At 37.3% G+C, this 21,679-nt stretch carries 19 protein-coding genes and 2 pseudogenes; 16 read left to right on the forward strand and 5 right to left on the reverse strand.

Going from position 1 to position 21,679, the window contains the following annotated elements:
* A pseudogene (locus tag BMW42_RS14130) lies at positions 1-314 on the reverse strand (alkyl hydroperoxide reductase subunit F); the annotation flags it as partial.
* Positions 315-550: 236 nt separating this feature from the next.
* Here BMW42_RS14130 and BMW42_RS14135 point away from each other — a divergent pair.
* Together BMW42_RS14135 and BMW42_RS15000 are read left to right on the forward strand one after the other, a co-directional pair.
* Entirely contained in the window at positions 551-772 is a 222-nt protein-coding gene (locus BMW42_RS14135) for a DUF1653 domain-containing protein (RefSeq protein WP_035270203.1), read from the forward strand.
* Positions 773-837: 65 nt separating this feature from the next.
* Positions 838-1,427 (forward strand): annotated as a pseudogene (locus BMW42_RS15000) (O-methyltransferase).
* A gap of 75 nt (positions 1,428-1,502) precedes the next feature.
* Here the strand turns inward: BMW42_RS15000 and ahpC are convergent.
* A complete protein-coding gene (gene ahpC / locus BMW42_RS14145) occupies positions 1,503-2,066 on the reverse strand; it encodes an alkyl hydroperoxide reductase subunit C (RefSeq protein WP_035270191.1) in 564 nt (187 codons plus the stop codon).
* Between the two features lie 510 nt (positions 2,067-2,576).
* Here ahpC and hrpA point away from each other — a divergent pair.
* From hrpA to BMW42_RS14165, 4 genes are all read left to right on the forward strand, one after another.
* Complete coding sequence (gene hrpA / locus BMW42_RS14150; RefSeq protein WP_213032622.1) at positions 2,577-6,464, forward strand: ATP-dependent RNA helicase HrpA; 3,888 nt, start codon at positions 2,577-2,579, stop codon at positions 6,462-6,464.
* A 47-nt stretch (positions 6,465-6,511) separates the two neighbouring features.
* Positions 6,512-7,627, forward strand: coding sequence for a beta-ketoacyl-ACP synthase III (locus BMW42_RS14155; protein WP_035270185.1), 1,116 nt, complete (start codon positions 6,512-6,514; stop codon positions 7,625-7,627).
* 19 nt (positions 7,628-7,646) lie between these two features.
* Positions 7,647-8,417 (forward strand): lysophospholipid acyltransferase family protein, encoded by a 771-nt coding sequence (locus BMW42_RS14160; RefSeq protein ID WP_092768833.1) that lies wholly within the window; start codon positions 7,647-7,649, stop codon positions 8,415-8,417.
* A gap of 469 nt (positions 8,418-8,886) precedes the next feature.
* Positions 8,887-9,714, forward strand: coding sequence for an SDR family oxidoreductase (locus tag BMW42_RS14165; RefSeq protein WP_092768836.1), 828 nt, complete (start codon positions 8,887-8,889; stop codon positions 9,712-9,714).
* A gap of 45 nt (positions 9,715-9,759) precedes the next feature.
* Here the strand turns inward: BMW42_RS14165 and BMW42_RS14170 are convergent, their stop codons facing one another.
* A complete protein-coding gene (locus BMW42_RS14170) occupies positions 9,760-10,569 on the reverse strand; it encodes a M48 family metallopeptidase (RefSeq protein ID WP_092768839.1) in 810 nt (269 codons plus the stop codon).
* 1,104 nt (positions 10,570-11,673) lie between these two features.
* On the opposite strand from BMW42_RS14170, the gene dsbD reads away from it, so the two are divergent.
* The 3 genes from dsbD to dsbG are packed head-to-tail and all read left to right on the forward strand — an operon-like array spanning position 11,674 to position 15,232.
* Positions 11,674-13,635: a protein-disulfide reductase DsbD gene (gene dsbD / locus BMW42_RS14175; protein WP_092768842.1), complete on the forward strand. Its 1,962-nt coding sequence runs from the start codon at positions 11,674-11,676 to the stop codon at positions 13,633-13,635.
* A complete protein-coding gene (locus BMW42_RS14180) occupies positions 13,635-14,480 on the forward strand; it encodes a TlpA disulfide reductase family protein (RefSeq protein ID WP_092768845.1) in 846 nt (281 codons plus the stop codon). The genes dsbD and BMW42_RS14180 overlap by 1 nt, the downstream gene beginning before the upstream one ends.
* A 20-nt stretch (positions 14,481-14,500) precedes the next feature.
* Positions 14,501-15,232, forward strand: coding sequence for a thiol:disulfide interchange protein DsbG (dsbG, locus tag BMW42_RS14185; RefSeq protein WP_092768872.1), 732 nt, complete (start codon positions 14,501-14,503; stop codon positions 15,230-15,232).
* 117 nt (positions 15,233-15,349) lie between these two features.
* Here the strand turns inward: dsbG and BMW42_RS14190 are convergent, their stop codons facing one another.
* Positions 15,350-15,667 carry an ArsR/SmtB family transcription factor gene (locus BMW42_RS14190; protein ID WP_092768848.1) on the reverse strand — a complete coding sequence of 106 codons (318 nt, stop codon included), beginning with the start codon at positions 15,665-15,667 and terminating at the stop codon, positions 15,350-15,352.
* Positions 15,668-15,769: 102 nt separating this feature from the next.
* Between BMW42_RS14190 and BMW42_RS14195 the strand changes: the two genes are divergently transcribed.
* The 7 genes from BMW42_RS14195 (at position 15,770) to BMW42_RS14225 (ending at position 20,914) form a co-directional block, all read left to right on the forward strand.
* Positions 15,770-16,186 (forward strand): YeeE/YedE family protein, encoded by a 417-nt coding sequence (locus tag BMW42_RS14195; protein WP_092768851.1) that lies wholly within the window; start codon positions 15,770-15,772, stop codon positions 16,184-16,186.
* A complete protein-coding gene (locus BMW42_RS14200) occupies positions 16,187-16,603 on the forward strand; it encodes a DUF6691 family protein (RefSeq protein WP_092768854.1) in 417 nt (138 codons plus the stop codon). It abuts the gene before it with no gap.
* A gap of 14 nt (positions 16,604-16,617) precedes the next feature.
* The gene (locus BMW42_RS14205; protein ID WP_092768875.1) at positions 16,618-17,511 is read left to right on the forward strand and encodes an MBL fold metallo-hydrolase; all 894 of its coding nucleotides are present in this window, start codon (positions 16,618-16,620) and stop codon (positions 17,509-17,511) included.
* 187 nt (positions 17,512-17,698) lie between these two features.
* A complete protein-coding gene (locus BMW42_RS14210; RefSeq protein WP_092768857.1) occupies positions 17,699-18,112 on the forward strand; it encodes a DUF2946 domain-containing protein in 414 nt (137 codons plus the stop codon).
* Between the two features lie 236 nt (positions 18,113-18,348).
* Complete coding sequence (locus tag BMW42_RS14215; protein ID WP_092768860.1) at positions 18,349-19,794, forward strand: cytochrome ubiquinol oxidase subunit I; 1,446 nt, start codon at positions 18,349-18,351, stop codon at positions 19,792-19,794.
* Complete coding sequence (cydB, locus tag BMW42_RS14220) at positions 19,791-20,795, forward strand: cytochrome d ubiquinol oxidase subunit II (RefSeq protein WP_092768863.1); 1,005 nt, start codon at positions 19,791-19,793, stop codon at positions 20,793-20,795. Before BMW42_RS14215 ends, cydB begins: the two co-directional genes overlap by 4 nt.
* Positions 20,796-20,806: 11 nt before the next feature.
* Positions 20,807-20,914 carry a DUF2474 family protein gene (locus BMW42_RS14225; RefSeq protein ID WP_092768866.1) on the forward strand — a complete coding sequence of 36 codons (108 nt, stop codon included), beginning with the start codon at positions 20,807-20,809 and terminating at the stop codon, positions 20,912-20,914.
* A gap of 412 nt (positions 20,915-21,326) precedes the next feature.
* Here BMW42_RS14225 and BMW42_RS14230 read toward each other — a convergent pair.
* Positions 21,327-21,679 (reverse strand): alpha/beta hydrolase (locus BMW42_RS14230; protein WP_171260732.1); only part of this gene is annotated, 353 nt, incomplete at its 5' end.

Raw genomic sequence — 21,679 nt, forward strand, 5'->3', positions numbered from 1 at the left:
TCAGATACTTTTGGTGCATAACCAGAAGTTTGTAGCAATGCCAAAATCAAAGAAGTGAACTCATGACCCATTGGTAAGCCTGCGAAGAAGACACGCGGTTCTTCACCTGCTTTTGCAATACCAAAGCTCGGCGCACGTTTATTTTGACCATCAAAACGAGCTGTGACTAATGGAGAAAGTGCTGCCACTTCTTCCACAAGTTCTTTGATTTTTGCAGATTTGTCTGAATCATTTAAAGTCGCAACCAATTCGATTGGACCCTCAAGGCGTTCTAAAAGCGTTTTTAATTGAGCTGAAGTATTTTGATCTAACATTGCTAACGTCTCCAAAGGAGTAATAATTCATTCGATACAGGTATACTAAGACAATTGATTAAATAGATAAAACAGTTTGTTTTTATAAATTCAATCGGAAAAATAAATTTAATCAAAGTCTTTGGTGTAGATGTATGAAAGTATTGAGTTAAAACTTGAATTTTCAAGTATAAAAGCAATTTGAATTCAGATATTTACATTAAAATTATTTTAATAGATATGAGCGAGGACCAATTATGACCTTAGAGAGAGGCATTTATAAACACTATAAAGGACAACTTTATCAAGTCCTTCATGTAGCGACGCATAGTGAAACTCAAGAAAAGCTTGTGGTCTATCAATGCCTTTATGGAGATTATTCAATATGGGTAAGGCCATTAGCGATGTTTACAGAAAGCATTTATCTAGAGGATGATGATCGTGAAATTGAACGTTTTAAATTGATTCAAAAATTATGATGATTGTCATAGTAAAGACTTTATCTTTGATTAGTTTATAGAAATCGATTCAATGAGAATATGTCATGAATGCTGAATTTCTAAGTCAAATGCAAAGTTTATATCAGCAGTTAATTCAACATGATGCATATCAAACTGATCGCGATCTGAGATATCGAAATATAAAACCAGAATCTGCCCATTATATTTCGATGCTTATTAAGATCCAGACCTCTAAACGAATTCTTGAAATAGGAACTTCGACAGGATATTTAACATTATGGATGGCGGAGGCGGTTTCGGAGCATCAGGGTCGAGTGACTACGGTTGATATAAACTCAGAAAGAACAGCACTTGCGACTCAGTACGCCAAACAGTTTAGTTTAGATCACCTTATTGATTTTATCAGCAGTGATGCAATTGATTTATTAATTAATTAATGAAGGCGATGTGTATGACTTAATTATCTTAGATGCGAATCGACATGCATATCCTGATTATTGGCAATATTTAAAAAAGGTACTACATCCTGAACATGGCCTAATACTTGTAGATAAAGTGATTTCCCACGCCGCTGAAATACAAAGTTTTTTTAAAGGATGTTAAAGCTGATCCAGATTTTTGCACGATGACGCTGAATATTGGGTGTGGATTATTGATGATTACGCGGAATTGATGGTGATTGAGAATTTGATGGACTGAACACAAAAAAACCACGCAAAGCGTGGTTTTTTTAGTGCTATCTAATAAATTAGATTTTACCAACTAGATCGATTGAAGGAGCAAGAGTTGCATCGCCTTCTTTCCATTTAGCAGGGCAAACTTCGCCTGGGTGAGCGTGAACGTATTGAGCTGCTTTAACTTTACGAAGAAGTTCTTGAGCATCACGACCGATACCGCCAGCGTTGATTTCAACGATTTGGATTTTACCTTCTGGGTCGATTACGAAAGTACCGCGGTCAGCAAGACCAGCAGATTCGATTAGAACTTCGAAGTTTTTAGAAAGAGTCCAAGTTGGATCGCCGATTAATGGGTATTGGATTTTACCAATTACGTCAGAAGTGTCGTGCCAAGCTTTGTGAGTGAAGTGAGTGTCAGTAGAAACACCGTAGATTTCCACGCCTAATTTTTGGAATTCAGCGTAGTTGTCAGCAAGGTCACCAAGTTCAGTTGGGCAAACGAAAGTGAAGTCAGCAGGGTAGAAAAATACTACAGACCATTTGCCTTTAAGATCAGCTTCAGTCACGTCTACAAATTGACCGTTGTGGTAAGCTGTAGCTGCGAATGGTTTAACTTCAGTATTAATTAAGCTCATCATTGTCTCCATGATTGAGGTTAGTCTTTAATTTTCAATTAGAGTATCGAACTTTCGTTCTGTGCTGAAATGGTATTTTTACATTACAAAAATCGGAAAAACCGAATTATGTAAATTGATTGCCATTTAAGTTTGTCATCTGTCTTCCTTGTAACACATCAAAATGATGTATTCGTGACAGGATGAGAAAATTTCACATGCCTACCAACATGAAGACACTGAAGTGAAAATTCAAGGGTAAATATAAAAAAAACCATCATTATTTTAGATTTAGTTTTTCAAAAATATAAAAAGCCACATGAAAATTTCAAAAATTGTATGAATTGTCACATAACGCGGCTGACTTGTTTCTATTTCAACATAAGATCATTTTAAGCTTTATATTCTCATTTAATCTAAAAAAATAGTCCGATTCAGATTTGGGATAATCTTTGAAAATGAGTAGAATAAAGCGTTTCGTAATTGATATAGGGCTAAAACTTGGCAACGATAGGGTTAAATGTAGAACAAATGGTGATGGCACGAGATCTTCATCGTTTAAATCGACTACGCAAAGGAAAAGATGCCAATGAAAAGCAATATCAAGAACTTTTTGAAAAATCAAATTTAAAAGTACAACAGCGTATTCAACGCATTCCTAATATCAAACTTAATCAAGATTTACCTGTTACCCAATATGCAGACAAATTGATTGAGGCCATTCAAAAACATCAGGTCATTATCGTTGCGGGTGAAACAGGTTCAGGTAAAACAACTCAGCTTCCTCAGATAGCCATGCTTGCGGGGCGTGGTTTAACAGGGTTAATTGGTCATACCCAGCCACGACGATTAGCTGCGCGCAGTGTATCGCAACGTATTGCAGAAGAGGTGGGTGAAAAACTCGGTGAGTCTATTTCATTTAAAGTAAGGTTTAACGAACAGGGTTCACAGGACTCTATCGTTCGTTTAATGACAGATGGTATTTTGCTGGCTGAATTGGCTCATGATCGTTTCTTAACCAAATATGACACCATTATTATTGATGAAGCACATGAGCGCTCGCTCAATATTGACTTCATCATGGGCTATTTAAAACAGCTCTTGCCACGTCGTAAAGATCTTAAAGTCATCATCACATCTGCAACTTTAGACGTTAATCGTTTTTCAAGTTACTTCAATAACGCACCGATTTTTGAGGTTGAAGGACGTAGTTTTCCTGTAGAAGTGCGTTATCGTCCTATCTCTGAAATGAGTATTGTAGGGAGTGATGATGATGAGTTTGATGACTTTGAAGAAAACCTACCGCGCGCAGTAGTATCAGCTGTTGAAGAATGTTTCAAAGATGCACAGGAAAAAGGTCATCCTGAACACGCAGATATTTTGATTTTTGCCAGTACGGAACAAGAGATTCGTGAGCTACAGGAAACTTTAATCAAACATGGACCTCGTCATACAGAAGTTCTACCTTTGTATGCGAGACTAGCGTTATCTGAACAACAAAAGATTTTTAATCCTGCTGGTGGTGGACGGCGTATCATTATTGCCACCAACGTTGCGGAAACTGCATTGACCGTTCCAAACATACGTTACGTCATTGATAGTGGTTTTGCACGTATCTCTCGTTATAACTACCGTTCGCGTGTTCAGCGTTTACCGATTGAAGCGATTTCTCAAGCAGCAGCCAATCAGCGTAAAGGTCGTTGTGGTCGTATTGCACCGGGTGTGTGTATTCGATTGTATTCAGAAGAAGACTTTTTAAGTCGTCCCGAATTTACTGAACCAGAAATCAAACGTACTAATTTGGCATCTGTTATTTTGCAGATGCAGAGTTTAGGTCTTGGAACACTCGAAGATTTTGACTTTATTGAACCGCCTGATCATCGTCTCGTCAATGATGGCCGTAAATTGCTGATTGAACTCGGGGCGATGACGGAAAAGAGAAATTCTTCTCTTGCGACTAAAACAGCCTCATCTTTAGATAAAGGTGGACTTCAAGGCAAAGGTGATTCTCTCACCAAAATTGGTCAACAAATGGCAAAAATGCCAATTGATCCAAGACTCGCACGTATGATTTTGGGTGGTGCTCATTTTGGGGCACTCAATGAAGTATTGATTATCGTGGCTGCATTAGCTGTTCAGGATCCAAGAGAGCGTCCTGCTGATAAACAAATGCAAGCGGATCAGAAGCACGCCTTATTTCGTGAAGCCGATTCTGACTTTTTGTTCTATCTCAAATTATGGGATGCGTTGGTTGCAAATCGGGAGATGAGTGAAAATAAGCGTCGCACATTTGCACGTAATCATTTCTTGAGTTGGTTACGCTTGAGAGAATGGAAAAAAACACATGAGCAACTGGTTGATCTTGCTCAAGGCTTAAAGCTTTCTTTTAATGAAAAGAAAACCAGTTACGAAAATCTTCACAGAGCTTTACTCACGGGACTATTGTCATTCATTGCAAATAAAACAGATGAACGCAATGTATTCATGGCAGTGCGTCAACAAAAGGCACGTATATTTCCTGCATCAACCTTACACAAAACCAATACACCATGGGTCATGGCATTTGAGATGGTAGAAACCTCTCAGGTGTATTTACGAACACTGGCAAAAATTGAGCCTGAGTGGATTTTGCTAGCTGCACGTGATTTAGTGAAACATCATTACTTTGAACCGCATTGGTCGAAAAAAGCAGGTGTAGTTAACGCATATGATCAAATTTCACTGTTTGGTTTGATTATTGAACCTAAGCGTCAAATCAATTATGAAAAGGTCGATCAAACTGCGGCGCATGAAATTTTTCTTCGCGATGCTTTAACGACGGGTCATCTGGGGATTACACCACCATTTTTAAAACATAACTTGCTTAAACTAGAAGAAGTTGAGCGAGTTGAAGACAAATTGCGTCGTCGTGATTTGGTGGTAGACGAAGAGACGATTTATCAGTTTTATGCAGCAAAAGTGCCTGAAGATGTAGCGAGTCGGCGTAGTTTTGAAGATTGGCGTGCAACAGTTGAGCCTCAAAATCCACGTTATTTGTTCATCGATGACGATGCTTTGTGGCTTAACGATCGTCCAACCACCCAACAGTTCCCTGATTACTTACGTAATGGGGACCTTCGTTTAGCGGCAAGTTATCGATTTGACCCAAGTCATGATGAAGATGGTGCGACGGTCAAGATTCCACTACAGGCCCTGCCACAAGTAGATGAAAACTTATGGTCATGGGGCATTCCAGGTTGGCGTCTTGATTTGATTGAAGCACTATTAAAAGCTCTTCCAAAAGATAAGCGTCGTGGCTTGGTACCTATACCAGATACTGCGCGTAAACTGATGTCCAAAATAGATGCGCAAGATTTACAAAAGCATATTTTTAGTTTTTTAGCTTTTCAATTGAGAGGCGAACAGATCACTGAAAAAGATTTTAATGTAGATCGAATTGAACAATATCTTTTACCGCTCATTAAAGTCATCGATGAAAAAGGACGAGTGATTGAGCAAGGTCGCGATTTATCTGAATTAAAAGCACGCTGTCGTACTGAAACGCATAGTCCAGTCAAGCAGTTAAAAGGTGAGTATCAAACTTTCCCTGAGCATTTTGTGTTTGAAGCATCGCAAAAAGTCACAGGTGTCGTCGTCAAACAATATCAAGCACTTGTACCAAGCAAGGAATTTTCTAAGCTTGAGCAAAAGGATGAGTCAGGTGTTGTCATTCAAACGTTTAATGATCAGCACGAAGCAATACGCCATCATCGTGCTGGTATTATTCGCCTGATTCATATGCAGCTAGGTGATTTGATTCGACAGCTTAAAAAACAAATCTCTAAACCACTCGCATTAGCCTATTCCCCTTTGGGTGATAAAGCTCAGTTAGAACAAATGTTAGTTTACGCAACATTGCAAATGGCTTTAGAAAAAGAGCCTGTAGATGCGCAAGATTTCCAAACAATTCTGCAGGCTGTCAAGCAGTCTTTCCTGACGCATGGTCAAAAGGTCTTGGCTGCCTTTAATGACATTTATGTACAATGGCAACAAATTCGACGCGAGTTGATGATGATTGATGCCAATGTATTTGGTAAACATATCGATGATATTGAAGATCAACTTGATCTGATGAGTCTAGCGGATTTTGCTTATAGTAAATCTGTAGATGTGTGGATTGAATTTCCACGCTATCTTAAAGCTTTATTGATTAGGATTGATCGTTTGCCTCATAATTTAAAACGAGATGATGATGCGATTGCTCAAGTCGATCCTTGGATGGATAAATTATTTAAATATAAAAATGATCAAAAATTGAAAGAGTTATATTTTATGGTTGAAGAGCTGAGAATCTCATTATTCTCTCAACCGATGAAAACCAAGATGCCAATTTCGCCAAACCGTATTCAAAAAGTATGGGAACGTCTCGGAATCAGTTAATATAGCTTTAATTTGAAATATTGAGTTACTCAAAAAAGGAGTTTTGCATGGGCATTCGTATTACAGGCACTGGCTTATTCCATCCTGAACATGTCATCACCAATGAAGAATTGGTTGAAAGTTTAAATGCTTATGTAGAAAAGTTTAATCAAGAGAATGCTGAAAAAATTGCTGCGGGCGAAATCGAAGCACGCCGTGGTTCAAGTGCAGAATTTATTGAGAAGGCTTCAGGTGTTAAAGCACGTTATGTTGTAGAGAAGGAAGGCGTATTAGATCCTAATCGTTTACGTCCAAACTTAGCAGAACGATCAGATGATGAAATTTCACTTCAAGCTGAGTGGGGTGTGATCGCTTCAAAACAAGCAATGGAAAATGCCGGTGTAACTGCTGAAGACATTGATGTTGTAATATTGGCTTGTTCAAATATGCAACGTGCATATCCTGCGGTTGCTATTGAAATTCAAACTGCATTAGGCATTCAAGGTTATGCTTATGATATGAATGTTGCTTGTTCTGCTGCAACATTTGGCTTAAAACAAGCTTATGATGCGATCAAGTCTGGTGCTCGTCGTGTGCTCTTGGTCAATGTGGAAATCACATCAGGTCATACAGATTATCGTTCACGTGATTGTCATTTCATTTTTGGTGATGTAGCGACAGCTTCAATTATTGAAGATACAGATTCTAAAACTGGATTCGAAATTTTAGATACGCAATTGTTTACGCAATTCTCTAATAACATTCGTAATAATTTTGGTTTCTTGAATCCAAGTGAAACAACCAACGCGGATGATAAACGCTTCCGTCAAGATGGCCGTAAAGTGTTTAAAGAAGTATGCCCATTGGTTGCGAAAATGATTACAAAGCAACTTGAGAAAAACCAAATCGAACCGACGAATGTTAAACGTTTCTGGTTACATCAAGCCAATGCCAGCATGAACGAGTTAATTTTAAAGCTAGTTGTGGGTAAAGCTGCTGCTGAAGCAGATCCAGACTTAGTTCCAATCATTTTAGACGAGTTTGCAAACACTTCTTCAGCTGGTGTCATCATTGCGTTACACCGAACTGCAGATCAAGTGAATGATGGTGAATACGGTGTATTATGTTCATTTGGCGCAGGTTATTCTGTTGGTTCAATACTGGTTCAGAAGCGAGTAGCTTAATTAGATAAAGAGATGTTTAATGGAAAATAAAGCATTGCAAATCCAACACCATTCTAAAATGATCCGATATGGTAGTTTGTTGCAACGTTTTTATTTTAAACCGACCTTTCTTGGTGTTGAACATCTCAATGCTGATCGACCTGCCATGTATGTGGGTAATCATACAATTTATGGTGTATTTGATACGCCAATTTTGATTGATTATCTATATACAGAGCACAAAATTAAAATTGTGAGTTTAGGTGATCACATTCATTTCAAAATACCGTATTGGAAAGATATGGTTCATAAAATGGGTGCAATTGAGGGTCTAAGAGAATACGCCAGAGATGCAATGCAACAAGGATACTCTATCCTAGTGTTTCCAGGTGGTGGGCGTGAGGTCGTAAAGCGCAAAGGGGAAGAATATCAACTCATATGGAAAGAGCGCTACGGATTCTTAAAGTTAGCTCAAGAATTTGACTACGACATTGCACCTTTTGTAGCTGTAGGTGGTGATGAAGTATTCGATTTGGCACTTGATGCCAATTATTTGCTTGAAAAAAAGTGGTTTAAAAAGCTTTTAGCTGTTCCTAAAATTGGAAAATTACTCCGTCAAGGTGATGTTTTGCCTTCAATACCCAAAAATATTATTCCTAAAAGAGTCCCATTCTATTTCAAATTTTTACCACGACAATCAATCTCAAATATCAAAACAGAACAGGATTTGATTGAATTCAGAGATCAATTGCAGCAAACGATTTACGAAAATATTGCATCAACGCAGTTGATACGAGATAGACAAGATTAAATCCTAGAAAATTATACTTCTTAATCTAATTATATTGTTGATTATAAAAATATTTTTAAAATAATATTAAAAAAATAAATTAGTGCTTTCTATTTTATATCAATTAGGTATATTATTTTAATGTAAATATTCAGTTTACTAAGCCCAAAGATTGTACTCCTCCTTGGGCTTTTTTTTATCTCAGCATAATAATAGGCGTATGAGCGCGATTTTCACTTTTTAAATTTCACACAAATTAAGATTGAAAATCAAAGGTGAATTTTTGGCACAAAATGCAACTATAGTTGGTTTTTTAAAAATTAATAAAAACAGAATGTTATTTAAATTTTTTAGCACGCTATCAAAACAATTCTAATTTTGTAATTGCAAAATGTATGCTTCTACGACTTAGAGGTTCATAAAGAAATTTTGCATAAGTGCTTTTTTTTTGTACATTGAAAACTCAAAAACAAAATAACACAGAGGGATTATGACACTACAAGGAAAAACACTGTTCATTACAGGTGCAAGCAGAGGTATCGGTCGTGAGATTGCACTTAAAGCTGCAAAAGATGGTGCAAATATTGTGGTTGCTGCAAAAACGAGCACTGAACATTCGAAACTCAGTGGTACGATTCATTCTGTTGCAAAAGAAATAGAAGCAGCTGGTGGGAGAGCATTAGCGATCCAACTTGATGTACGAGATCAAGATGCTGTCGCAGCCGCAATGAAACAGGCTGCTGAACATTTTGGTGGGATAGATGTCCTCATAAATAATGCTGGTGCGATTAATTTGAGTGGGGTTGAAACGCTTGATCCAAATCGTTTTGATCTCATGTATCAAGTTAATACTCGCGCCGTTATGGTCTGTAGTCAAGCTGCCTTGCCTTATTTAAAACAAAGTCAAAATCCACACATTCTTAGTCTCTCTCCACCTTTAAATTTAAAAGAATCGTGGTTTGCGGTTCATTCTCCTTACACCATCAGTAAATATGGCATGAGTATGTTGACCATGGGAATGAATCAAGAATTCGAACGTTATGGGATAAGTGTTAATGCCTTGTGGCCTAGAACCATTATTGCAACTGCAGCAATAGAATTTTCTCTCGGTGGACGTGAGTTATTTAGCAAGGCTCGGACACCGGCAATCATGGCTGATGCAGCGTATGCAATCTTGACGAGTGAGAAACGTTCGATCACGGGTCGTATGATGATCGATGAAGAGATATTAAGAGAGAAAGGTGAAACTAATTTCGAAAAATATCGAGTGGAACCATCAGATGAAGAATTGATGGTCGATTTATTTGTTGATCCATAAATGAGAAAGCCCAACATTGTGTTGGGCTTTATTATTTATACTAGATTATCGTAATGCAGTGAGGTTGACATCCTTTCGATACATTTCGATCTGCATGACTTGTTCGGTTAAGAATGCTTTGCGTTGGTCATTGCTCGGATGACTTGCGAATAAGGTTGATTGATCTTTATTCATTTTACGTTTGTTGAGATTAGCTTCGAATTTATCCCAAAATGAGAGTGCTGCATTGTGATTGTAGCCCGCTCTCACCATCAAATCTAAACCAATCAAATCAGCTTCTTCTAGATGACGGCGATGAGACATATTGGTTTGATTGCCTGATAAACCACTTGCAAGCCCGATGGCAGCCCCAGTTCCCATGGTTGCACCCATTAGACCCAAATTCATTGCTGCGAAACGAGAAGCCTTTTCACGACTATGATTACGGATAATGTGTGCCATTTCATGCGCAATTAAGGTGGCTAACTCGTCATCAGATAAGTTTTCAAACATATATACAGCCGAATTAACTACAATTTGCCCACTTTGAAAGGATTGGGCATTCGGTTTGCTGCTGAGCACACCGTTAATTCGCCATTGAATTGGTTGACGACCTTCACGTAAATATTGATTAGCATGTGGGATTAAACGTGCCAAAATTTGATTTAAGCGTGGATCTTCAAGATATAAAGACTTAGTCTTCGCTTTCTTTTCAAATTTATTATAGCTACGGTTTGAAATTTTATTCCAAGCTGATTCCGGAATAATCATGAGTTGTTTACGTTCGGAAGCTACAGTGCCTAATGATGTGGTTGAAACACAGCCAGTCGAGATTAATGCAATTGAACTTATAATACCAAACGCGAAGGATTTCATAATTACACCTTAATGATGGGATATTATTTGAGATCTAGCTTGATTTTTAATAGCTAGATTTCGTGTTTAATTATTGTTCAATATTTAGATTAATTAAACAAACATTATTTTAATTATTAATTTGAACGAATTAATATCATGGTGGTTATAATGAGATTTGAGTCACAATAATATTTTTTTATTTGTTATTTAGATAAATTATTTTATTTATATATATATTGTATTTTATTATACTTTTATTATATTATTGGTGGTTGGATTAATATTTATTAAAATTAATAGTATATAAAAATCAGTAACTTATGTTTTATCATTGTTTTTTTAAATATTTGAATGTGATTTTTTTTTTGAATTTAATTTAATGTGAGAATAAATTCTCAATATTTTAATTGAATATTGATAAATAACTCATAACGAAACATTTTGGAATTTCATTCAAGGCTATTAAAAATTAATTCTTATATTGTGAAGTTTTTCTTACATGTTGATTTGGTGTATTTTGTGATTTAATTCACACATATTATCGTTGGGTATTTTAATTAAATTTGGGTGGGCTAATTATATGATTTCTTTAACCACGAATATTTTTGATCACAGTGTTATAAGGCTTGTTTGATTTTTGATAAGGTCTGAGCATCATTAATATGCGCATGCTGCTTATCCTAGCCAATCGATGCAACAGAACACTTTAAAATAAATTCATCTAAACTTATTTTGCCTTCAGTCAATATAAGTATTAATTCGCTCAACTTTAAGGGTGTTTAACCTGAACTTGAGTTTTCAGTACTCGTCATTCAATCGCATCGTATTTTGAAAGAATGATTAATCTTGATGTGGAGCACTTGGTGAATCAAATGAGGGTTTCTTTCTTGGTTCGAGTAAAATCTCAATCACAAACGCTGTGCCAAGGTGATAAACAGAAATATTTAAAGAATTCCAACGGAATAATGAGATTTTTTGCGATATAAAGTTCATGTTAGGGCGAGTACAAATGTATGAGCGATTTCGAGTGACGATGGGCGTTGAAGCGGCATTTGTTTTATCACGCTTTCTTAATTCATTCGTTGAACTTTGAACGACTAGACAGGAACTGATACAGTCAATATGAATAAGTGGTTTAAGGGTAGTTTATTGATTGGTTCTTTGGTGAGTAATTTTGCATTTGCAGATTTTCTACCACCAGATCAAGCATTTCAATTTGAGGCAGTATCAGTCAGTCATCATCAAGCTGAACTAAAATGGAAGATCGCAGATGGTTACTATCTCTATCATGATCAAATCAAAGTTTCAGACATTCAAGGTCCTGTAAAGTTATCTCTACCACGCCCAAAAGAGAAAGATGATCCAAACTTTGGTATGACCCAAGTACATTATCAGGATGTAATCAGCAATATTCCAGTCAAACCAAATCAAGAATTTAAGATTCAATGGCAAGGATGTGCTGAAAGTGGTTTATGTTATCCGATTCAAAGAACAACGATAACAACTGACAGCACAGGTTTATTCCCAGCGCAGCAAACTACACAAGCTAAGAAAGTTTTAAATCTCAAAGAAATTTCAGCGGCATCTAATGGAGTTGTAAATACTCGAGATGTACAAGAAAATGCTTCACCAAAAACAGAAACACAACTCATTTCAAAGGATAATAATACAGTCTCAGATCGTAAAAATTTTAACGCTACTGCGCTTGAGCGAGATAAAACCGAATTTGGGGAAAATAATTTAATCAGTGAGGATCAATCCACACTAGATGCAAATTTATCTAAAGAAAATCTGAATAGGCCAGCGAGCTTTTCGAGTGTATGGAACAACGATCAATTTTTTTTAAATTTGCTCTCTCAACAAAGTGTATGGCTTAATTTATTGGTGTTTTTAGGACTTGGAATATTGTTGGCATTCTTGCCTTGTTCATTGCCCTTAATTCCGATTTTATCAGGCATTCTTGTGCAAAATCACAGAGGTTATCGTGCCGCGATAATAGCTTTTATTTTTGTCACAGGGATGGCTATCGTTTATGCGTTAATGGGATTCGTTGTTTCTCAACTGGGCTATAGTTTTCAGCGTTGGTTTCAAAGTCCGATCTTCATTAGTATTTTTTGTCTCCTATTTATTACTTTTGCCCTTAATCTTTTCGGTGCATTTCAAATCTCTTTACCTCAAGGAATATTACAACGCTTAGATCTTTGGCAACAAAAACAAAAAGGTGGAACATTGATCGGTGCAGGACTCATGGGGATGATTTCTGCACTGATTGTTGGACCCTGCATGAGTGCTCCATTGGCTGGAGCATTAATATTTGTCTCACAGATGAACCAACCTTTATTAGGGTCGACTTATCTTTTTGTTTTGGGCATTGGGATTGGTTTGCCGCTTTTTATTGCGGCAGTTTTCGGGACGCATTTTTTACCTAAACCTGGGGTATGGATGGATCGGCTCAAGGTCTGTTTTGGTTTCGTGATGTTGCTTGTGGCCACTTATTTTGCACGGCCACTTATTCCAACCAGTATTTATCAAATTCTGATGGGTCTTTTACTTCTTGGATTCGCTGTATATTTACTCTGGAAAATGCGACCTTATGTCGAAAAAATAGTGGTTAAAAGCATCATCATATTACTCAGTCTTGGCATGATGTTTTTAGGAATGAATTATGTGCAGCAAGGGTATACGCACTCACTTGTAACGCAGGCCAAAACATTACATACATGGCATAAAGTCAATTCTGCCGCGCAGCTTTCAAATGTTTTGAACGCAAATCAAGGTAAAGCCGTAGTAATTGATGTTTACGCAGATTGGTGTGTTGCATGTCAACCGATAGAAAAAGAGGTACTTCCGCGTGAAGATGTTCAAGCCCAACTCAATGATTTGGTTTTAATTAAATTAGATCTCACTCATTTTGAACCAAGCCAAGATGAACTGTTAAAAAAATGGCAAATTTTAGGTCCGCCAACATTTATTTTTTTAAATACGCAACATGATGAAATACGTGATCTGCGTTTGACTGGTACTTTTACTACAACACAGTTATTAAATCGATTACAGGAACAATCTGTCGGGATGGTTCAGTAATGATTTCATTTGATGGGATTCAACTTGGATCACTCATGTTTCCATGGGTTTTATTGATTCTATTCAGTGGGATACTGTTCATCAGTATCCTGATCAATGTTTTAGGTCATCACTATAAATGGACAGATACCCAAGTCAAAATCAGTAAAGATTCAGTGTGGACAAGCATCATTATTGGAGCAGTTGCCGCTAGAGTCATCTTTGTTATGTTCTATTGGGAGACTTATATTGCAAATCCTTTAGATATACTCAAAATCCAAGATAAAGGATTTAGCTTATGGAGTGGATTATTCTTCGGTGGGCTAAGCTATATCATTCTCAATCGAAGCTTACGAACAAAAATGAAGATCATTTTAGTTGGGGTGTTTTTATTTTGGGTAGCGATTGGCGTAATGATAAAAACTCAATACAAGGTTGAAAGTTTTTATCCTGATCTAAGTTTTCAGATACTCCCAACTGATCATAGTGAAAATAAGAATGAAGGGTATTTCACAGATTTTTTGGGTCAGCCTACAGTCGTTAATTTGTGGGCGAGTTGGTGCCCGCCATGTCATAGAGAGATGCCAATACTTTTTCAAGCACAAAAGGCTCATCCCAATATTCATTTTGTGATGCTCAATCAAGGTGAAGATATCACAACGGTTCAAAACTATTTACAAAAACACAGCTTCAACTTTAAAAATGTCAGACTTGATGTAAATGGGGAAATGCCCAAGCAGAGCAATAGTTTTGGCTTGCCAACTACATTGTTTTACGATGAAAAAGGTAAATTGGTGGATAGACATATGGGTGAGTTAAGCGCTGCAAAATTGCAAGAATATTTAATTAAAATGGCAGCTGAGTAGAGCTAAATGTTATGAAAGATATAAATAAATTAATATTGTTGTCTAGCGTATTTTTAATAAGTAGCGTCAGTTATGCGGATTTAAAAAAGCAGATTTCAGCAGAGGGCTTTGAGTTTGTAAAAGAAATTCCAGCACCAGCAGGTATGACAGGATGGGCAGGGCATATGAACCAACATCCAGGCACGGTTTTTATTTCTAATGATCAGAAATATTACATTATGGGTGATTTATATAATGCTCAAGGTGAAAATATTTCTATTGAAGCATTAAATACACATGTCAAAGACGCCGTATTAGATGATGTATGGAAGAGCATTGAAAAGTCGACTTGGATTCAAGATGGTGAAAATACAGCAGCACGCGTTGTTTATGTATTTTCAGATCCTAACTGCCCATATTGCCATCAATTTTGGGAAGCTGCACGACCATGGGTAAACTCGGGAAAAGTTCAACTTCGACATATACAAGTTGGTGTAATTCGAGAAGAAAGTCGAGGGCAGATTGCCACCATACTTAACTCAAGTGATCCTGCTAAAGTATTTAATGACTACAATAAAAAGAAAGGTAAAGAGCGATTAGTTGTTACGCAAAATATATCAAAATCTTTACAGGAAAAAATCGACTATAACGAGTCACTTATGGATAAATATGGATTTTTTTCCACGCCAACTATGGTATGGAAAAATCAACAAGGAGAGTTCAAGTCTATGCAAGGAATGGCAAAAGACTTGCAAGAAGTTTTTGAAAAATAGAATTTTTTGGTCTTTAGTACTCTTGAATACAAAACTTTAAAATTTAATACATGGTCATTTACATGGAGAATATGATCGTATTTGAGTCTCATATCCACAACTGAAAGAATTGCAAGATTATGAAGTAGGATCGCAATATAAGCGATAAAGCGTTTGCATAATGGTGAGGACTTTAGGATCACTCACTTGATAAAAAATTTGTTTACCTTCACGACGAGTCACCACCATTTCAGCTTTACGTAATACGGTTAACTGTTGTGAAAGCGTGGGTTGAAAAATTTGAGTTCGATTCTCAATTTCCTGAACGTTCAATTCACCATCTACTAAAATACAAAGTATCTTTAAGCGATCAGGATTCGACAGGACTTTAAGTCGATCGCTGACTTGATCAACTTGTGAAAAATCCATTTGATTTAATTCAACATCAGACGGCATTGGATGTTCCTTTGAAACAGAAGGATGCGTATGTTAAAGCATCTTGATTATTTTTCAAAATTATATAATATAAAAAAATATATTGTAAATAAGTAAATTTTTATGCATGATTTTGTGATTGCTTTTTTAGGTGGAGCACTACTCGGTTTATCTGTGGTTGGATACTTATATGTGAATGGTCGAATAGCAGGGATTAGTGGTTTAATCGGTCAAGTACTAAATCCGCATAAAGTTTTCAAAACACCAGCATTGTGGTTTTTAATGGGTCTCATCATCACACCATTTATCTATGGTATTTGGGTTCAGCCTGAAATTGAACTCGAAGCAAGTCCATTCATGATGATCGTGGCAGGTATTTTGGTTGGATTTGGAACACGTTTAGGTTCTGGCTGTACAAGTGGGCATGGCATTTGTGGTTTAAGTAGATTGTCCAAAAGATCTATTGTGGCAACACTAAGTTTTATGCTGACAGGCTTTATAACGGTTTATTTAATTCGACATGTCACAGGAGCATTCTAAATGAAAAACCTTTTTGCTTTTTTGTTTGGCTCACTTTTTTCCGTGGGGCTCATGTTATCTGGAATGTCGAACCCTGAAAAAGTTCTTAATTTTCTTGATTTATTCGGTGAGTGGGATGCAAGTTTGGCATTTGTCATAATGGGTGCCATTGTCGTGGCATTCATACCCTTTCAGATCGTAACCAGAAGTGAAAGACCTTTAACTCTATTCAATGAGACTATTGATCTACCAAAGAGCAATCAGCTTGATAAAAAGCTCATCATAGGTGCTAGCTTGTTTGGGATAGGCTGGGGCATCACAGGCATCTGTCCAGCACCAGGATTAACATTAATTGGTTTAGGGCATTATCAATCACTCTATTTTGTGATTGCGATGTTGATAGGAGTTTTGATTCACCGTAAATGGATGGGAGCATAATTATGAAACTAGTGATGAAAGATGCCACTCAAGATCAAATTAAGCCGCTAATTAAAGATTTTTTTGATCAAAATACCAATACATTTAGTTATGTCGTGGCTGATCCTGTGACATTAAGTTGTGCCATTATCGATAGTGTTTTAGATTTTGATGCTGCTTCTGCGACAACAACGACGGAACATGCTGACCAGATTATTCAATACATACATGAACAGCATTACAAGGTTGAGTGGATTTTAGAAACACATGTGCATGCTGATCATTTGACCGCTGCGCAATATTTAAAATCTAAGCTGGGTGGCAAAATTGCCATGAGTCATCATATTGGAATTGTACAAGAAACATTTGGCTCAATCTATCAATTGGATATTAAGGCAATAAACGCACAGCAACCATTCGATTATTTATTTAAAGATCATGAGTGTTTCAAAATTGGAGAAATTGAAGCCTACAACATTCCAACACCTGGTCATACACCTGCTTGTCTTAGTTATGTGATAGGTGATGCAGTTTTCGTGGGTGATACTATATTTATGCCAGACTATGGTACAGCACGTTGTGATTTTCCACGGGGCAGTGCAGCAGAATTATTTGATTCAGTTCAGAAGCTTTATCAACTGCCTGATCATATGCGTGTATATCTATGTCACGATTATTTACCAGTAAATCGACACCAATATATGTGTCAAACGGATATAAGAACGCAAAAAAAATCGAATATACACATTCGAATTGATTCAAAAAAGAATGATTTTGTGGAAATGCGCAATAGCCGTGACGCGACATTGGGGATGCCAAAGCTCATTTTACCAGCCATTCAAATTAATATAAACGGTGGCAAATTTCCGCCCACTGAACACAATGGAGTATCTTATTTGAAAATCCCTTTAAATTTTTTCAAATCATAAAATTTAGCTACTTTAATTTTTTTAGATATTATAAATACATGTTATGTATAAAATTGAAAAAGGCTTTAAAAACAAGTTCAATAGGCGTATAGTTAAGTATGAAAGTTGATCAGCCTAGTCGGTTATTAACTTGATTTTTTTTCTATGTTTCTAAACACTCTTTATCGAAAAGAGTTGAGAGGAAATTTTGCTAAGATCTAGTGGACTCATCATTGCATTTGCAACGGTGTTATTACAACTAGCGGTTTATTTACAACCGATCTTACCGGAGAAATTTCATGTCGCTCCGGTATGCATGTCTATTATGCATAATTTACTTTCTCCAGAACGCCATCAGCATGTTCATGAGACTTATCACGATCTCGTCCACCATTTGAGTGAAAACGAACATCATCACGACCATAATCAAATTACTCACCAATGCCAATATTGTACTGTGTATGGAGACCTCGTCTTACCATTTGATTTTGGTGTAAAAGAAATTTTTGATCGCTTACAAGTTAAGTTGAGCTTCTACCGTAATTCTTTTTGGCACGTCTATTTTTCTCTACAGAAGCTCTATCTTCTGCCTCAAGGCCGAGCACCACCTTTTGGACTCTAATTGATTTAAACCTTGGATCATTTTGATCTTAATCAATTTATTTAGAGTTCAATCTTATGAAAAAAATCTTTAAACAGTCTGTAGCTAACAGACGGTATTCACTCATCCTCAAAAAAGTGAATTTAAAATCGCGTGTTATCGGAATGATACATGACATCTACAATGTAATTCTGACTGTAGTTTTAAACTCATTGAAGAACAACATTCACCACAAAATTCAATGATAAGGTGACCTCATGGATCTAGGACTAACAGCGCTCGAATTGGCGCGTATACAATTTGCATTCACTGTTTCATTTCACATTATCTTTCCAGCAATTTCGATTGGATTGGCAAGTTTTTTGGCTGTGCTCGAATGGCGTTGGCTTAAAACGAATGATCCTGTTTATCGAGATCTGTTTAAATTTTGGATAAAAATATTCGCACTTTCATTTGGTATGGGTGTCGTTTCAGGCGTGGTGATGAGCTATCAGTTTGGAACCAACTGGAGTGAATTTTCACGTATTGCTGGTAGTGTCACTGGACCATTGCTGACGTATGAAGTGCTCAGTGCGTTTTTCTTAGAAGCTGGTTTCCTCGGTATCATGTTGTTTGGCTGGGGGCGAGTTGGACCAAAGACGCATTTTTTTGCAACCTTAATGGTGGCAATAGGAACATGTATATCCATGTTTTGGATTCTGTCATCTAACAGCTGGATGCAAACACCTCAAGGCTTTGCATTTGAAAATGGAATAATTGTTCCTCAAGATTGGTTCGCGATTGTCTTTAACCCATCCTTTCCTTATCGATTAGCGCATATGGCACTGGCCGCTTTCTTGGTTTCAGGCTTATTGGTTGCCGCAACTGCTGCATGGCATCTACTCAAAGGACGCCGTGATGCGTTAGTTAAAAAGTCATTCTCGATGGCAATGTGGATGATCCTTGCTTTAGCTCCACTACAGATGTTCGTGGGTGATTTACATGGATTGAATACCTTAGAACATCAGCCTGCTAAATTAGCTGCAATCGAAGGTCATTGGGAAACCAATAAAGATCATGGTATGCCGTTGTATCTATTTGGTATTCCAGATATGGAAGCTGAAGAAACTAAATATGCGATTGGTATTCCAAATCTGGGTAGCCTTATCATGACACATACTCTTAATGGTGAGGTTAAAGGCTTAAAAGAATTCGCTCCTGAGGATCGACCTAATTCAACCATCGTTTTTTGGAGTTTCCGAATCATGGTGGGTATGGGCATGCTCATGATCTTACTGGCTGTATTTGGTCTATGGCTACGTAAGACAGGAAAATTCTATGAGTCAAAATGGTTGCACAAGTTTGCTTTGTGGATGGGGCCTTCGGGTTTTATTGCATTGTTGGCAGGCTGGTTTACCACAGAGGTGGGACGTCAACCTTGGATTATCTATGGCGTAATGCGTACGAAAGATGCGTTATCTCCTGTCTCTGCTGAACAGGTTGGACTTACGCTAATTATTTTTGTTGTGGTGTACTGCATCGTATTTGGTATCGGTATCTTTTATATGTTGAAAATGATGGTAAAAGGACCAGAATTTATTTATTCAACACCACATTCAGATGGCGAAGTGATCCGAGCGTCTAAACGCCCGATGAGTACCATTGATAATGAACAACAACTTGAAGCATCAAACAGGGTGAATGATCAGGAGAATTTGAAATGATTGATTTATCATTGATTTGGATTGTGATCATCGCACTAGGTGTGTTGATTTATGTCGTTCTTGATGGTTTTGATTTGGGAATTGGTATTTTATTTCCATTTGTGAAAGATCGCCAAGAGCGTGATGTCATGATGAATACTGTAGCACCCGTATGGGATGGCAATGAGACTTGGATGGTACTTGGTGGAGCTGGTTTATTTGCCGCTTTTCCACTGGTCTATTCGACTGTGTTGTCTGCATTATATATGCCCATCACCTTAATGGTGATCGCGCTTATATTTCGTGGAGTCGCTTTTGAGTTTCGTTTTAAGGCTAATCGGACTAAGGCACTTTGGGACCAAGCATTTATTTGGGGTTCAATTTTAGCTTCATTTTTACAAGGTGTGATTTTAGGCGCTTATATTCAAGGAATTCAGACGACCAATGGTGTGTTCACGGGTGGTGGTCTGGATTGGCTCACTCCATTTTCACTCTTTACAGGTTTAGGCGTTGTTGTGTTATACGCGACACTCGGTTGTGGATGGTTAATTTTTAAAACGGATGAGCATGTACAAGATCATATGTACCGTCTGATGCCTAAGCTTATGATCGCGTTATTTCTAATATTTGGCGCTGTCAGTATTTATACTCCCCTTGTACATGACGATATTGCACAGCGTTGGTTTAGTCAGCCACAAATGTGGTATTTCAGTCCCGTTCCAATACTGGTATTGATTTTCACTTTCCTAGCGCTCAGAGCTTGTAAACGTCGTCAGGAATTTGCACCTTTCATCTATACATTGGCTTTGGTATTTCTTGCGTATACGGGCTTCTTAATTAGTTTATGGCCTAATATCATTCCGCCAAGTGTAACGATTTGGCAAGCTGCTGCACCTCAAAGTAGTCAATTATTTGCTCTCATTGGTGCACTCATTCTAATCCCAATTATATTGTTTTATACCGCTTTATCTTATTGGGTATTTAGAGACAAGGTCCGTGTTGGTGACGAAGGTTATCACTGAGGAGAATGATAATGAAACTGAATCAAGCAGGGTGGTTTATTGTTTTATGGCTTGGTGGTTTTTTAAGTCTAGCATTGATTGCTGGTCTATTTCGATTGCTCATCCAGTGGGCGTATTAATCTAAATCTTTAGACATCAACAATTAACCCATCATCTAGGTGATGGGTTTTTAATTTAAATACTAACGACTAATCGATATTGCTAATAATTATAGAAACCATGATACAGGCATAATTAAGCGGATTTTAGCTTCTAAAATAACGTTTTAAAAATTTACTTAAACAATTGATTTAAGATCAAATTAGAAGAATCATCTGAATCTTTGAGAATGATGAGTGACATCGTTTCAATCACTTATGACATAACTATCGCCGTTTTAAGGAATCACGAGACTGATATTTAATTGTCGTTGTTCATGGTCTAATTACTGTGAAAAAAAAGCCAGACTGGTGGAGCAATCTGGCAAAGCGTCAAGATGAGTCACCCGTGACAAGTGATGTTTCCTGAGTTCAGGTTTGAGTTGTTCCGAACTTAAGCCTGAATAAATTCAGCCACAGCCTGGTTAAACGCCTGTGGTTGTTCAACATTCGAAATGTGCGAAGCATTAATCTCAACAAGTTGACTACCCGCAATCGCGGCTTGCATAAACTGACCATCTGCCACAGTGGTCACAGGGTCTTGTTGACCTGCAATAATCAATACAGGAATCGAAATCTGTTTGAGTTGTTCACGCACATCCGCCTTAGCCAAAGCTTCACAGCAGCTTGCATAACCTTCAGGGCTGCCAGCTCCTAAGTCGTTTGAAAGTTTTTCAATCACTGCTGGGTTGCTTTGGATAAAGGGATCTGTAAACCAACGACCTGCAGCCGTTGATGCAATCGGTG

Source organism: Acinetobacter sp. DSM 11652 (assembly GCF_900109815.1).
GTDB lineage: Bacteria > Pseudomonadota > Gammaproteobacteria > Pseudomonadales > Moraxellaceae > Acinetobacter.

Coding starts and splice junctions, on each gene's coding strand:
- BMW42_RS14135 (WP_035270203.1), top strand. CDS start 551: ATGACCTTAGAGAGAGGCATTTATAAACACTATAAAGGACAACTTTAT.
- ahpC (WP_035270191.1), bottom strand. CDS start 2,066: ATGAGCTTAATTAATACTGAAGTTAAACCATTCGCAGCTACAGCTTAC.
- hrpA (WP_213032622.1), top strand. CDS start 2,577: ATGGTGATGGCACGAGATCTTCATCGTTTAAATCGACTACGCAAAGGA.
- BMW42_RS14155 (WP_035270185.1), top strand. CDS start 6,512: ATGGGCATTCGTATTACAGGCACTGGCTTATTCCATCCTGAACATGTC.
- BMW42_RS14160 (WP_092768833.1), top strand. CDS start 7,647: ATGGAAAATAAAGCATTGCAAATCCAACACCATTCTAAAATGATCCGA.
- BMW42_RS14165 (WP_092768836.1), top strand. CDS start 8,887: ATGACACTACAAGGAAAAACACTGTTCATTACAGGTGCAAGCAGAGGT.
- BMW42_RS14170 (WP_092768839.1), bottom strand. CDS start 10,569: ATGAAATCCTTCGCGTTTGGTATTATAAGTTCAATTGCATTAATCTCG.
- dsbD (WP_092768842.1), top strand. CDS start 11,674: ATGAATAAGTGGTTTAAGGGTAGTTTATTGATTGGTTCTTTGGTGAGT.
- BMW42_RS14180 (WP_092768845.1), top strand. CDS start 13,635: ATGATTTCATTTGATGGGATTCAACTTGGATCACTCATGTTTCCATGG.
- BMW42_RS14190 (WP_092768848.1), bottom strand. CDS start 15,667: ATGCCGTCTGATGTTGAATTAAATCAAATGGATTTTTCACAAGTTGAT.
- BMW42_RS14195 (WP_092768851.1), top strand. CDS start 15,770: ATGCATGATTTTGTGATTGCTTTTTTAGGTGGAGCACTACTCGGTTTA.
- BMW42_RS14200 (WP_092768854.1), top strand. CDS start 16,187: ATGAAAAACCTTTTTGCTTTTTTGTTTGGCTCACTTTTTTCCGTGGGG.
- BMW42_RS14205 (WP_092768875.1), top strand. CDS start 16,618: ATGAAAGATGCCACTCAAGATCAAATTAAGCCGCTAATTAAAGATTTT.
- BMW42_RS14215 (WP_092768860.1), top strand. CDS start 18,349: ATGGATCTAGGACTAACAGCGCTCGAATTGGCGCGTATACAATTTGCA.
- cydB (WP_092768863.1), top strand. CDS start 19,791: ATGATTGATTTATCATTGATTTGGATTGTGATCATCGCACTAGGTGTG.
- BMW42_RS14225 (WP_092768866.1), top strand. CDS start 20,807: ATGAAACTGAATCAAGCAGGGTGGTTTATTGTTTTATGGCTTGGTGGT.